We start from the raw sequence: 14,528 nt of genomic DNA, 5'->3' as shown, positions 1-14,528 counted from the left end.
TGATTTTCCACTGAAATAAACAAAAAAGAATCTGCTCATACAGATTCTTTTTTGTTTAAAATTATATTTTATGCTTCAGCATCAGGTGAAAATGAACGTGTCGCTAATTCTGCGTCAAGCATAAAGATTGCGTTGGAGTCATTTTCAATGCGTTCGATTTTTCGAATTAACGTGTCAAACGTTGATTCTTCCTCTACTTGTTCGTCAATGAACCATTTTAAGAAAGCCATAGTCGCGTGCTCGCGTTCATCTAAAGCGATATCCGATAAATGATAAATACGGCGCGTTACTTCTTTCTCATGTGAAAGGCCAGTTTTGAAGGCATGTAAAATAGACTCGAAATGATTATCTGGACTATCGAAGCCATGGATTGTTGCACGGTAGCCCATATCACTTAGGAAATTATAAAATTTCATCGCATGGAAGCGTTCTTCTTCAGCCTGTACTAAAAAGAAGTTGGCAAAGCCATCGTAATCTTGATCTGTGCAATATGCCGCCATCGCCATATAAGCATGCGCAGAGTAGAATTCAAAATTCATTTGATCGTTTAGTGCTGTGTGTAGTTTTTCAGATAACATAAATATTTTCCTCCCTTTACAGTAAATATTTACTGCTTCTCCTATAGTATACAGCGAAGAATGGCAGTATGGCAAAGCTTAATTGATTTTTATTCTCAATTAGGGGGTTTAATCAAATTCATTCTTTAAACGCCAAATGACTTCTAAAAGATTGACAAATAAATTAATGAAATCTAAGTATAGATTTAAAGCCATACCAACGACTTCAGCATCTGAAACGTGATTATGTCGAATTTTATTAAAGTCATAAACCGTATAGAGACTAAAAAGTAGTACAGTAATTCCCGCAATAATCAATCCGACTATGTTGCTAACAGGGATGAACATAAAGACTAGTGAAAATATAATTACGACGATTAACACAGTGAATAAATAGCTTCCCCAATTAGAAATATCTTTATTCATCATTATACCGATCAGTGCTAGTACAATGAAAATAGCAACTGTCGCTACGAAGACAAGTAAAACAAGCTGTTGTCCTAGCTCCGCAATGTAAAATTGTGTTGACCAAAATAGTAAAATTCCCATTAAAAAGGGGATTGCATACATAATGGAATTAGCAAGCTTCAGACTTCGCACAAAGCAGGCGATGATAAGAAGTATAAGAGTAATAATAGATAGCGGCATGACAACCGCTGGTGGTAATAATGTTGCTATGTACATTCCGACAACCGTCAACACCCACATAAAAGCAAAGTGTTTTAAAATTTTGTTTAAGTTTTGATTTTTAGCATAAGCCATATAGAAAATAATCCTTTCTTTTTTAAAATAACTTTTATATAGTAACATACGTTTCAATTTAGAAAAAGATTCAATTATAAAAAATTTGTATTATTAACATAATGTGGGTTCGAATTTCCTTGACTAGGTGCCGAGTTATCCTCGATTTGGTCATACAAAAAACCTGGTCTTCGCTAGGACCAGGTAATGTTTTTCAGATTATTCGACATTTTTTCTTTGGTTTTTCACACCAACTAAATAACCACCAAGGGCAATTCCAATTAAGACAATCCAGAAAATAGCCTTCCATATCGTTGAATGTGGGAATTCATGTGGGATTATGCCTAATTTTTCGTGTGCTAATGTTAAAACAGCTAGCTTTACACCAACCCAACCAACGATTAAGAAGGCAGCTGTTTCAAGTGATGGGAATTTATCGAGAACTTTTACGAACCAACGAGCAGCAAAACGCATCATAACAACACCGATAAGACCTCCTAGGAACATCACTGAGAATTGACCTGCATTAATGCCGCCAACATCAAAATTTCCAATATGAGGTAGTGTCACTGCGATGGCAACAGCTGCTAAAATTGAATCTACAGCAAAGGCAATATCGGCTAGTTCTACTTTGATGACGGTCATCCAGAAGCCAGATTGTTTTTTAGTCTCATGAATTTCTTCGGGATTTTCTGCAGCCTTCCGCGAATCATAAATATGCTTACCAGACATGATTAATAAGTATGCAGCACCAAGAGCTTGAATTTGCCAGAAATTAACGAGCGTAGTAATAAGAAATAATGCAGCAAAGCGGAAAACAAATGCGCCCACTAAACCATATAACAGTGCTTTCTGCTGTTGTGCCTTTGGTAAATGCTTAACCATAACGGCCATAACAACTGCATTATCGGCAGCTAATAAACCTTCTAGAACAATTAATACGACGAGTACCCATGCGTATTCTAATAAAATTGCCTCCAAATTTATTTCCTCCTTTATACTTAGAACAGAAATGAACATACTGCTTTTAACTTAGTCTTTGCTATTTAGGCAAAATAAAAAGACCCCTGCCTAAAAATAGGCAAAGGTCTTGCTAAGCGATAACTGTTATACAGAAAATATCTTGTTCGCCAAGATATGCCTTCACACCCGATGGTAAATAACCATGTAATGACGAATGTGAAATCAGATGCTCGTTCACATCTGCTAGCTACTCCCCTTTGACAAAATTGTCAAAAGCTATTCAATTCTTTATACATGGATTATAACATGCTGGTTGTCGATTGCAAATAAAAATGTGAGGCTATGTTAAAAAAATTTGATGATTGATCTCAGGGCAAGACTATTTGAGCTATTCTACAGGTATACTATTCAAATATTTTTTTGAGCATTGTAAAGAAACAAACTAAGAAAATAGGTAGGATATTCAAAAAGGCATAGATAAACAAAAGTGGAATTTAAAATGCCATTTGTAAAACGTATTCCTTATATAAGTTAATAGTGGTAGAGGCTGGTCAACCCCTTGGAGAATAGCGTCACAGATGCTACCCTTGAAATATGAGAATGAATAAATTTCTATTCAGATTTAATCGATAAATTAAAATATCCTCTCAAATAGGTAGTGACCCCTTTGAGGGATATTTTAATTTTAATGATTTATTGTTCGTGTAAATGTTTTACGACCGGATTTTAATTGGTTAATGTTTATATCTAATTTACTAATAGAACTAGGTGTTAATGGGATCTTCCCATCCTTCTCAAGCTTTTTCCATACTTTCACATTTTTCCGATATAGATGTTCAGAAAGGCGATAAATATCAATATCTTTCGCAAGTGCTTCGTTATATGTTGTTCTAATTTCTTTTTTCACTTCTTTTATTAATTTTTTTCTTATTTCTTCTTCTGAAACATTAGTTTTGAAACCGTTTATCCTTGCATTTAATGTTATCTCTACATCAAATGTTACTTGATCCTTTTTAACAATTGGTTTGATATCTACCTTGATTTTTTCCAATGTTGTCGTTAAATAATCATTTTCATCTAGCTTAAAGGTAGTTTCACCTCTTTGCGTTCTATCATGCATCCATTGCGTTCCTCTAGCATCATCATTCTTAATAAAGCCTTTAAACCCATCTTTGGAAAGTACGCCGATCCCTATAAAGGCAGTTTCCTGTTCTTGACGATTTTCCGTTCCCCAGTTTTTGTTAATGGTTACATAAGGGATGCCAATTTCGTAGTTCGGTTCATTTAAGCCAATAACTAGATTTCGGAGATTAATGGGTTTGACGAATGTTTCTTTATCTTCTGTATTTAAAGGATTACTAAGCTTTGACGTTGTAAGCGGCTTATTCAAAACTGGCGTTACTAGAAGAATGTCTTTAATAGGGTCTTGTGTACAATAGGTCCATATTTGATACCTTGTTTCCCTATATCTCAACACACTGTCTATAATGGGGACAGTATTTTTATCTTTCATTGCTTCTTCAGAGAAAATAATATAGGTCATATGCCCCCAAAATATGTTTTGGTCGATGGAACGAAATAATTTAAAGAGTGCTTCTTCCAACGTCTTTCCCTTAGATTGTCCAACCTCAGCTGGTGCCACCTGAGGGTTAGGATATTCGGTTTTTGCAACATCGGTGAAATTAATTAATTGCAAGTAGATTTCGTACTGACCATCTTTATAATCGATACCAAGTCCATCAACATAATACATTTTTTGAGGTTCGGTAGCATCCCAACACCCCGAAAGAAGTAGTGAAGTAGCTAAGCTTGATAGTAAAATAATTTTTATCTTCATTGCTTCTTCTTCTTACTCATAGAAGTACGAGTGTTATCTTGGGGTGCAAGTTCTTTATTACGTTCAGTGTAACCTTTTGGTGATAAGCGGAATATCGATTTTTTAATAGTCATCCAATTTAAATCTGTTGCAAGATTCATGTAAGAGTAACCATAGATCCGGATGTTACATAAGTAAAGCAGTGTAAAGTATAGTGAGATGAAAAATCCAAATAAACCAAAAAAAGCACTGGCAAGAATGAATGTAATGCGCAATAAACTGATGGTTGTGACAAGGGATTGATTCACAAGAGTAAATGATGCAATTGTAGAAATCGCAATAACTACAATCATTTCTGGACTTGTTACACCTGCGCGAATGGCCGCATCACCAATAATTAAACCGCCAACAACGCTTATCGTTCCTCCAATAACGGAAGGCAGACGTAAGCCAGCTTCTCGAAACAATTCAAACATTAGTAGCATTATTAGCATCTCCAGAGAGGAGGGGAGAGGTAAACCTGTTTTTGCTTGGACAACTGTTGCTAAAAGTTGGAATGGTAGCTGATTCTGGTGATAGGTCGTCAGTGAGAGCCAAAATGCAGGCAATAGCAACCCAATTAAAATGCCAAGGATCCTCAAAAGTCGTTCTATAGAACTGAAAATGATAGGATATTCATTATCTTCAGCGGATTTTAATAATAAAAATAAATTGACCGGTGTGATCATGGCATAAGCTACTCCGTCGACGAACATGAGAAAACGTCCTCTAATTAGCGCTTGAATAGCATAATCTGGTCGTCCGGTGTAATCGAATTTTGGGAAGAGCTTAGAGTTTTTATTAATTCTCTCCATTAAAACGTCCCCGCTAAAGACAATATCTGTATCGACTGCAGCAAGTTGTTTTTTTATTCCGTGTAAAATATCCATATCGACAATATCGTCAAAATAAAGAATAGCAACGGTTGTTTTTGAACGTTTTCCTAACTCCACTTTCTCAACACAAAATGAATTCGTAGGTAAACGTTTTCGCAATAGTGCAATGTTGACGCGAATATCTTCAATAAAGTTATCCCTAGGCCCCTTAACGAGGACTTCCATCCTAGTTTCTTCAGGATTTCGATTAGGCTTTTTAGCGATATTACTAGCATATAAAAGTCCGTCTTCTTCAAAATAAAGCAGTAGGAAACCAGTATAGACAAAGGTAATGGCTTCTTCTTTATCTTTGACCTTTTGGAGAGTCGGGATGTGAAGCTGATTTGTAATATTTTCTTCAAAGGAAGGTTCATCTAAATGATCATAAAGAAATTGAATACGCCGAATAATGACTTCGTTGAGCATTTGCTGGTCTATCATCGCATCACAGGTAATGAAATGAACCTTTTTTTGATTAAAAACATACTCCTGAAATTGGATATCTGCTGATTTTTGAAATAGTTTTTTTAAAGTGTTTAGGTCGATCGCCTTCTCCTGCTGAGGCATTATGATTCACCACTTTCCATGTCTTGTTTTTCAGATTTCCCCTTTTTGGAAGATTTACCTGAAAAGAAAGCTACTAGTAAGAAAAAAATTGTCAAAAGAAAAAAGAAAACAAAAGTAACTGTTAATATATAGTTCCCTTTCACCTTCAAAAATATGTTTTCATTTAAAATAATTAGCGGCAGACATAGAAGAAAGAAGGGTGGAGCGATCATTCTCCATATTTGCTTTGGATCACCAGTCATTTTGAACAAATCTGCTATCACATATAAGAGGAAGCTAACTCGTATAAATGTACCTGTTAGCCATTGGTAAATTGAGAAAAAGTCAAGATGCTCAATATAGCGACCAATCGATACTAATCCCCATTCCTCATAGGCAGGATATCTTTGCTTTGCAGCTTCGGTTGGACCAAATTCTGCAATTGCGCCCATGAGTGGTCCTAGCGTAAGCCCCATTAATATGAAAAGCATAATGCCAAAATGATACCAACGAATGCGATCTTTAAATTGATGCTGTAAAAATAAAAGTATTATTAATTCAATAAATCCTGATGCAGGATAAACCATCCCTTTTATAACAGGTTGGAAGCCATGCTCGAAAAAAGGACGTAGTAGCTCGTAGTCTTTTACCTGTATATTTGTAAATGCTACAAAAAAACCAAAGACTATTACGCCAAATAAGACAAAGACATTTAAAATAACGATGGTTTGTAAACTTGTTGTAACGAGAAAAATACAAAGAACTGTATAAATGAGTAATAATATAGTGGCCGGTGTTTGAGGTAAAAATGTTGTGTTTACCCATTGCAATGTTTCAACCATCGTAAAGGCAGCGAGAATGAATAAAAATATAGCTATAATATATATGACAATTGTAGAGCCAGTTTTTCCAATTTTCCCATCTAACCAGTCCCGAATAGGCTCCTGATTCGTCTTTTTTTGAATATAAACTAACAAAAATAGCCAGAAGAATAGAATTACTGCAGCCATTATGACAGATACCCAACCATCTCTCCCTACAACATCTAGTAGCGGGGGAATAATGGTCACGTGATTTTTTAAGCCAATAACAGTCATAGATAAGAAAATAACATGTAAAATACTAATTGATCCTACACCTTTCATATGAAAACCCTCTAACGTTAATTGATACACTTTAGCTTAGACAAAAAGTGAGAGGATTATAAGTATGAACAACTACTTGTAAAAGAAGAATTTAAATCCGTATTCCATCACATTCATGAAAAATTTATCGCCGAAAAAAGCGAGTTATTTGACGAATGAGATGTCAAATAACTCGCTTTTGGAAATATATTTTCGAATCATAATGGCATGTTGTAAAAACCCGATTGGGAAAGACGAATAATCCGTAGAGGATAAAGAAAACCCCTACGGATTATAGTTTTACATTACAAATGATTAATGAATATACATAGAGCTTACAAGGTCATTTTTCAAGACATCTGTTGGGATTTTAAATTCCACGACACCCATATAGCCAGGAGCAACTTCGTATTTATCGAAGGAGATAACAAGCTTACCTTCATTGGAAATATAGAATTGTTGATCAGCTTTAACAGCTGTAAATTCATCTGAAACTTCTTCATCAGGAAGACCTGCTCCTTTTAACCAGTACACCTTTTCTTGGTTAGATGCAGCAGCTTGTTCGCGCATTTGTTCCTTAATGTTTTCACTGATCGTTTTAAGATAAGTATCATCTTTAAATAGCATCGGTAATGTAATTAAAATATCATTTTTTTTATCAATTGTGTCGTAGTGCATTACTGTAGAAGAAGATCCAACAGTATTGACGATATAACGACCAATCGATAAGATCTGATCATTATCTGTTTTCACTTCGTAGCCACTATCTACGCCCAAATGACCGCCACCTTTAGCTTTTAAATCACCTACTTCGGCAATAAAGTCATCATAAAGAGCTTTTCCTTCTGAACGGTATTTTTCATTTAAAGTAGTAGCAAGATCTTTATTGTCTAGGTTTTCGATAGAAGGTACTTTTATGTCAGCATCATATGAGTCATCTGCTACTTTATATTCAGTCCATGTTAAGACTTTTACGACACTACCAACAACAGGAATATCTGATAGTGTTCGTGCCATTGCAGGACTGACATTTAAACCAGCTGTAAAAAGCATTGCAGCTGCCGCAGATCCTAGCAACCATTGTGGAGCTCGTTTTTTTCTTTTCTTTTTACCTTGTTTTAATGCGTTTTCAACCACAAAGTCAAGCTCCTTTGGAATAGATACCTCATTATATTGTTTTTCTAATTCTTTTATTTTTTCATCCATGTGCTGTTTCTCCCTTCACATCTTCTAATTGTATTTTCAATAGCTTTAGCGCTTTATAAAGACGTGATTTAGCGGTACTCAGCTTAATGTTAAGGATATTTGCAACATCAGCGAGCTTTAAGTCTTCAAAATAGTGTAAAATGACAACTTCACGATACATAATTGGTAATTCATCTAACGCATGCTCTAAATCAACGTTTTCGTAAATATCCTCTTGTGCAGGAGTTAAATATTGCAATGTATCATCGTCTGTCACGTGTAAGCGTTTATGCTTACGTAAAAAATCTATGGATGTACGTACGACGATTTTATAAAACCAGCTTTTCATATACTCGACATTTTCTAGTCGATCTAGAGAAAGCATTGCTTTTTGAATACTGTCTTGTACAACATCAAGTGCGTCCTGTTCATTTTTCGTATAGCTATACGCGAGCAAATAAAAACGCTCTTTCTGTTCACGAATTAACTGGACAAACACCTCTTCATGTTGAAATGCATTTCTTGTTTTCATGTCCAAAGAAGCTCCTTTTTAACATTTTCAAATTGTATACAACTAATAGACGTATGAAAGGGGAAAAAAAGTTGATAGCATAAAAAACTTATCTTTTTCTGTTAATTTCAAAGATAAGTCATTGGCAATTGGTAATTTACCCTATATTAACTTCTGTGATAATCATCAGCGGGGATGAAGAAATCCTCCACTTGTAAAGTTACGCTTTTCTGTACATTTTATTGTGATGAAAAAGCATAGCAAATTATAAACCTTTTACAATTGCTTAGAAAGGGGAAAAAGTAAATTGGTCACAATTACAAATAAAATTGCCCGGAGGAGGATCTAAATAACTGGCATTGCAATCGAAGAAAATATCCTAAAATAGTATCGAACTGAGAAAGTGTCAATGGACCTTTTTCTACATGAACTATCCCATACATATAGTAGATTGAAAATACAAGCAAGTAAGCTATACTTCTTATAATCAGATTTGAAGAGGAGGAATGCCTATTGAAAAGGGGAGTGGAAAACACAATTAAATGGCGCCGTTCTTCGATATAGAGCAGCACCATCTTGGCTCTGGAAAAGATAAATTTTTTCGCAATTATAAAAGCAGAAAGGAGCATTAGGTATGAAAAAGTCAAGCGACGCTAAAGATTTAATAGATAGTTTAATTCCATTGGGAATGATTTTTGGAAGTGCTCTCGGTGTGGTTTTTGGCATGTTTTTCAAACCAAACTTTCTAGTATTTACAATTGTTATAGGGGCTGGAATAGGCTATTTATTTGGAGTTATTGCTTACGGAATTTTTAGTAAGCAAGAATAATTATAGACGGGGAAGTTTGGATAACAAAATTATTTTAGAAGCATGCAGTATTTTTAGCATGCTTCTATTTAGTCGATATATTGATAAGTACGAGACTTCATTATAACTTCTTTCAATGGCTGTCCAAACATCTGCATGCATAAGCACAAAGCGGATTCTAGACGCATTGTTTATCTGTGCGAATTAGTGAAGCGACAGCAACAATTATGCCGAGCATAATGGATCTACATTAATAAATTTGTAGATATAATGAATCAATCATGAAAAATAGTCATATGTATTTTTCAAAAGTAATAAAATTGTCACAACGATAAATAATTTACGTACATACCCGCTGCCACGTTTAATGGCAAATTTAGAACCAACTATTGCCCCAGCAATTTGTGCAAGTCCCATAGGTAAACCATAGGCATAATTTATTTGCCCTAAGTATATAAACATAAGAAGGGCTGCGATATTACTTCCGAAATTTAAAAATTTAGCATTCCCTGCCGATTTTAAAAAGTCGAAGCCAACTATTAAAAAGGCAAACAGTAGAAATGAGCCTGTCCCCGGACCTAAAAAGCCATCATAGAAGCCGATTAATGTAATAATCGCCACAAAAAATGCGTAACGTTTAGGTGTTAATTTTTTATAGGTAGAAATGCTACCCCAGTCTTTCTTGAAAATAGTATAAATAGCCACAGCTGCTAGCATGACAAGCATAAGTGGTTTTAGAAGACTAGGATCCATAAGATGGACAATCCATGCACCGATCATGGAGCCTATAAAAACAAAAGGGAACAGTTTGTAAACGGCTTTAATATCCAATTTACCAGAGCGATAAAATGTTATGGTGCTCGTTAATGACCCCATAGTGCCTGCTAACTTGTTCGTAGCCACGGCTGTAGATGGTGGAAGACCAACAAACATAAGAGCTGGTAAAGAAATAAGCCCGCCGCCTCCTACAACAGAATCAATAAATGCGGCTAGAAAGCCAAAAAAAATAAGGATGAGTAAAATGTCTACATCTAAATCAAAAGGCACAGCAGTTCATCTCTTTTCTATAATAATAATTTGATAGTAGCGAAATGAAAAGTAACTGTAAATAGCTCCAATAATTTTTTTCTGTTAATTTCGAGGATTCAATCTCTTTTGATATTTTTAAATTCTACAAAAAGCTTAAATATTCTACTTTATGTATGTATTTTGATGTATTATGTAGGTGATAGTGTTTTTTGCGTAAAGGGGACGTGATGACATTTGAGTTTAGGAAATCATGTAAGAGTACTTGTTTGTGTTGTATGTATGGGGCTACTTGTCGGATGTGTGTATAATGCCAAAAAAGATATAACTGATCATGAGTTTATCGATACTGTAAAAGAAGGGTATTTAGGGGATTTTTCAGATGTATCTGTTCGAAATGCATTTAATTACGCATTTTTTGAACCATATTGGCGCTATTACCAGGCAAAAACTGGCGAGCATGTTGTCGAATTATCAGGTGATATTACATTTGAAAATGAAAAAGGACATGCTATTTTACAGTTCGTAGTGGACGAACAAACAAATCAATTTTCTATTTATGCAATGAAATTTAATGATGTTGTATTGAGTCCCGAACAAAAACGGTTCCTTATTGGCATGGTTTATGACATATGGCATACAAAGCGGCTTGCCTATGAGTAAGGTCTTTTACTTTGTATAAAGAGCTTACTATATTACAGTAGAGAGGGGTGCTTAGATAGAGAGGGTGTTTTCAATGAGATTAAGTATATTAGATCAAATGCCTATACCAAAAGGTCATACTGCTGAGGAGGCCTTTCAGCGTACAGAACAAATAGCGCTTTTAGGTGAAGAGCTTGGCTATCATCGAATGTGGTTAGCGGAGCACCATAATAGCCATTCACTGGCAAGTTCAGCTCCAGAGGTTACAGCTGCTTTCCTAGCGGCGAAAACAAAACATCTTCGCATCGGTACTGGAGGCGTAATGATGATGCATTATTCTCCATATAAGCTGGCAGAGGTCTTTAAAACATTAAGTGGCTTAGCACCGAATCGTATTGATTTTGGCGTCGGCAGAGCCCCTGGTGGTGACCATGCCTCTATTTATGCACTAGCAGAGGGACGAAGACAACGATTTACAGAGCAATACGATAAGCTTGAGATTATTTTAAAGCTGATGAATAATCAAAAAACAGGGGAAGATGTCTATGATCAAGTAATTGCGGCACCAGTGAATATCCAATTGCCTGAAGCTTGGTTACTTGGGTCAAGTGGTCAAAGCGCTATGCAGGCAGGTCGATTTGGTGTAGGTTATTCATATGCACAATTTTTCACTGGCAATATGTCAAAGGATATATTTGATACGTATAGAGATTACTTTATACCTTCCTATTATATGGAGAAGCCACAAATTATCGTTACTTATGCTGCGACGGTTGCAGATACGTTAGAGGAAGCGGAATATTTGGCGAAACCGATTGATATTACACGTCTTCATCTCATGAAGGGTCAAATTATTCAAGCGATGTCACCCGAGGAAGCAAAGGATTACCCACTTACGGAGTTGGATAAAATGACAATCGCCAATAATCGAAAAGCCAATCTGGTCGGAACACCGAAGGAAGTCGCTGAATTTTTAGTAGCAGAGCAAGAGCAATATAGATTTGACGAAGTGATGCTAAACTGCAACCAATACGCACTAGAAAGTCGCTTAAATACTTTTAAGTTAATGGCAAAGGAGTTAATAAGAACACCTTAGCTTTAGTATTATATTTGAATCTACTTATCAACAAGTGTAGCTCCGAAATTACTAGGGAATAAATTCTATGAATTTACGTAAAAAGAAGTACTGCAAATAATCAAGACACCTTGTATATATGGATTAAAAAGAAGTCATGTTCAAGTAAATGAACATGGCTTTTTTAATTAAACTTGTATGTAACGATGAAAGCGAAAACTTACGCGCAGCATTTAATACATGGGAATCAATTTTATTTATGAAACTGAGGTTTATGAACTATCATTTTACTCTTTTGATAACTATAGACGTCACAGACTATTAGGAATTGAAACTATGGTTTGAAGCCATTGAGACAATTTTAATTCATATGTGGAGAGCAAAATTGAAAGCTGAGGACAAATATAATTTATTCAAAGATAAGATTACTAAAGGAAAGTGTATATTTATAGTAGTAAACATATAAGAGAAAAAGATATTGTTAATGAAGTGTTTAAAATAGGTATTAGGTTAATGAATAGAGAAGAAGCAAATAAATTAATAAATAATATTAAAGTGATTGATACAGAAGGAACTTTTGAAATACAATATAAATTTTAGGGAAAAGAAGATAATATAGACTAGCACTTTAAAATCTCCTTTATCTATGAGAAAATCATAGGATAGAAAGGGAGATTTTTTTTTATGAAAACACTAGAGAAACCATATGATGAATGGGAAAGCTATCATGATATTGATAAGCATGGAAAACTAACTTTATCAAATATTGAATTTACAACAACTAATCTTTGTAATATGCGTTGCGCTCATTGTGCAGTAGGTTATACATTGCAAACAAAAGAAGATGAAGCTATTCCTACATCAGAGTTGATAAAACATTTAGATACTGTAGAAACACTTAGAGTAATGAGTTTTACAGGTGGAGAACCTTTATTAACAAAACGTGGGATAAGAAACAATTTACTTCCACTTCTTAAATATGCAAAAAGTAGAGGAATTAAAACTCAAATAAATTCTAATTTAACTTTGCCTATGGAGCATTATGAAATGGTTGCACCATACTTAGATGTTATGCACATTTCACATAATTGGTGTGATGAAAAAGAGTTTGTTGAAACAGGTTTCGCGATAATGGAAAGAAAACCAACAGTTCAACAAAGAGCAGAACTATATAGAAATATTTTTGATAATGCTAGAGAACTTTCAAAGGGTGGTATGTTTGTATCCGCAGAAACAATGTTAAATCGCAACACGGTTCCTTACATTGAAAAGATTCATAATGAGGTTGCTAATGAAATGCTTTGTAAGCGACATGAGATTCATCCTATGTATTCTAGTGATTTTGCAAGTAATTTAGAAACAATAATTCTTGATGAATATAGAGAAGTAGTGAACAATATACTTGATTTTAGAAATGAGGATATATGGGTACTATTTGGCACATTGCCTTTCTATGCTTGTAGCTCTGATCAACGTGATTTAGCTTTATTAGAAAAGATTAATAAAACACCAAATATCACAGTAAGAAATGATGTGGATGGTCGCTCTCGAATGAACTTGAATATATTCACAGGTGATATATCAGTATCAGATTTCTCAGATGATGGCTCTGCATTAGGTAATATCAAAACAGAATCATTGGAGAATATTTATAATAGATGGTTGGATACAAATATTTCTAATAGTATTAATTGTCATTGTCCTGCTGTAAAATGTTTAGGTTCTAATATAATTGTGAAAAATATGTATTATCCTGATAATGTCTTTACAAGTGGTTCTGTCAAATAAACAAAAAATCTCCTTAACAAAAGCGTTAAGGAGATTTTTAAATTTCAATTAATTTATGCTTTATTATTGAGTCAACCCAAAGAATTTTCAAGTCTTTCATCTTTTGTTTAGCGGAAGCTTCGTTTGCATATGTGCATGTTTAGAAGTAGAACTTACCTTTGTCTTCTTTGATTGTGATGTAATCAATGTTGGCAAGTTTGTTTTGCGTAACCTTTTGTGATTAGGCTTTATCTGCTCTCACGATAATATCAAAAGAACCGTTTGCGTCAGGTGTTGCGCCTAATTCAGATTTTAGTCGAATGAAGAATGGCATTTCTTCGTTGTTTTTTAGCACACCACTTAGTCTTAAATCAGGTTGAGGTGTGAAAGGGGAAGAGCTTGTACTAAACTCACAAGTCATTCCTGTCGGGAAGTTTGCTGTATTTGCATACAAATGAATATCTTTTACATCGTATCCATATTGGTTTTTTAGTACGACCTCATGTTCAAGTGTAGTTTGACCTGCAATAATGATACCAAAATCAAGGTATTGTAGAACCTCACCGATTTCATTAGAGAAGTATTGACCATATATATCTTTGAACATAAGACCTGAATATGTTCCCATGAATTGTCTTGACCAATAATCAGTAGTACCAAAAGAGTCTTGGAACTCTACTTTAAGCGTATTCCAATCATCAATCTTAATATCTTTACTACCAATTGCTAGTTCGATATTCTGAGGTGATGCACCAAGTTTTGTAAAGCTTCCATCGGAAGGGTAGTAGTTTCCACCGTTTAATAGAACACGATATTGAACACGAGTTAAATCATCATCACTTAGAATACCTTT

At 34.7% G+C, this 14,528-nt stretch carries 14 protein-coding genes; 4 read left to right on the top strand and 10 right to left on the bottom strand.

Features of this window, described 5'->3' with window-relative positions:
- Positions 1 to 68: 68 nt before the first annotated feature.
- The 8 genes from AC3WSK_RS07370 to sigV all read right to left on the bottom strand — a co-directional run bounded on the left by AC3WSK_RS07370 (position 69) and on the right by sigV (position 8,378).
- On the bottom strand, positions 69 to 578 hold the full coding sequence (locus AC3WSK_RS07370) for a ferritin (RefSeq protein ID WP_427483718.1): 510 nt from the start codon (positions 576 to 578) through the stop codon (positions 69 to 71).
- Between the two features lie 108 nt (positions 579 to 686).
- Positions 687 to 1,319, bottom strand: coding sequence for a Bax inhibitor-1/YccA family protein (locus tag AC3WSK_RS07365; protein ID WP_427483717.1), 633 nt, complete (start codon positions 1,317 to 1,319; stop codon positions 687 to 689).
- Between the two features lie 198 nt (positions 1,320 to 1,517).
- Positions 1,518 to 2,279 (bottom strand): TerC family protein, encoded by a 762-nt coding sequence (locus AC3WSK_RS07360; protein WP_079562086.1) that lies wholly within the window; start codon positions 2,277 to 2,279, stop codon positions 1,518 to 1,520.
- Positions 2,280 to 2,946: 667 nt separating this feature from the next.
- Entirely contained in the window at positions 2,947 to 4,098 is a 1,152-nt protein-coding gene (locus AC3WSK_RS07355; protein WP_427483716.1) for a Ger(x)C family spore germination protein, read from the bottom strand.
- Positions 4,095 to 5,558, bottom strand: coding sequence for a spore germination protein (locus tag AC3WSK_RS07350; protein WP_079562088.1), 1,464 nt, complete (start codon positions 5,556 to 5,558; stop codon positions 4,095 to 4,097). The genes AC3WSK_RS07355 and AC3WSK_RS07350 overlap by 4 nt, the downstream gene beginning before the upstream one ends.
- Positions 5,558 to 6,682: an endospore germination permease gene (locus AC3WSK_RS07345; protein WP_079562089.1), complete on the bottom strand. Its 1,125-nt coding sequence runs from the start codon at positions 6,680 to 6,682 to the stop codon at positions 5,558 to 5,560. The genes AC3WSK_RS07350 and AC3WSK_RS07345 overlap by 1 nt, the downstream gene beginning before the upstream one ends.
- Positions 6,683 to 6,976: 294 nt before the next feature.
- Positions 6,977 to 7,867: an anti-sigma-V factor RsiV gene (gene rsiV / locus AC3WSK_RS07340; RefSeq protein ID WP_492412265.1), complete on the bottom strand. Its 891-nt coding sequence runs from the start codon at positions 7,865 to 7,867 to the stop codon at positions 6,977 to 6,979.
- Positions 7,860 to 8,378, bottom strand: a complete 519-nt coding sequence (gene sigV / locus AC3WSK_RS07335) for an RNA polymerase sigma factor SigV (RefSeq protein ID WP_079562091.1) — start codon at positions 8,376 to 8,378, stop codon at positions 7,860 to 7,862. The genes rsiV and sigV overlap by 8 nt, the downstream gene beginning before the upstream one ends.
- 613 nt (positions 8,379 to 8,991) lie before the next feature.
- On the opposite strand from sigV, the gene AC3WSK_RS07330 reads away from it, so the two are divergent.
- Entirely contained in the window at positions 8,992 to 9,186 is a 195-nt protein-coding gene (locus AC3WSK_RS07330; protein WP_427483715.1) for a hypothetical protein, read from the top strand.
- A gap of 258 nt (positions 9,187 to 9,444) precedes the next feature.
- On the opposite strand, the gene AC3WSK_RS07325 is transcribed toward AC3WSK_RS07330, so the two are convergent.
- Entirely contained in the window at positions 9,445 to 10,212 is a 768-nt protein-coding gene (locus AC3WSK_RS07325; protein WP_492412268.1) for a sulfite exporter TauE/SafE family protein, read from the bottom strand.
- A 216-nt stretch (positions 10,213 to 10,428) separates the two neighbouring features.
- On the opposite strand from AC3WSK_RS07325, the gene AC3WSK_RS07320 reads away from it, so the two are divergent.
- From AC3WSK_RS07320 to yfkAB, 3 genes are all read left to right on the top strand, one after another.
- On the top strand, positions 10,429 to 10,854 hold the full coding sequence (locus AC3WSK_RS07320) for a hypothetical protein (RefSeq protein ID WP_427483713.1): 426 nt from the start codon (positions 10,429 to 10,431) through the stop codon (positions 10,852 to 10,854).
- A 73-nt stretch (positions 10,855 to 10,927) separates the two neighbouring features.
- Complete coding sequence (locus tag AC3WSK_RS07315) at positions 10,928 to 11,929, top strand: LLM class flavin-dependent oxidoreductase (RefSeq protein ID WP_492412270.1); 1,002 nt, start codon at positions 10,928 to 10,930, stop codon at positions 11,927 to 11,929.
- 663 nt (positions 11,930 to 12,592) lie between these two features.
- Entirely contained in the window at positions 12,593 to 13,696 is a 1,104-nt protein-coding gene (yfkAB, locus tag AC3WSK_RS07310) for a radical SAM/CxCxxxxC motif protein YfkAB (protein ID WP_427483711.1), read from the top strand.
- A 220-nt stretch (positions 13,697 to 13,916) separates the two neighbouring features.
- Here yfkAB and AC3WSK_RS07305 read toward each other — a convergent pair.
- The coding region (locus AC3WSK_RS07305) for a hypothetical protein (RefSeq protein WP_492535002.1) at positions 13,917 to 14,528 on the bottom strand (612 nt) is incomplete at its 5' end.

The organism is Lysinibacillus sp. EB271-A1-10B (assembly GCF_058791335.1).
Note: the sequence above shows the minus strand (reverse complement) of the source record. Positions and strands in the feature narration are given on the sequence as shown.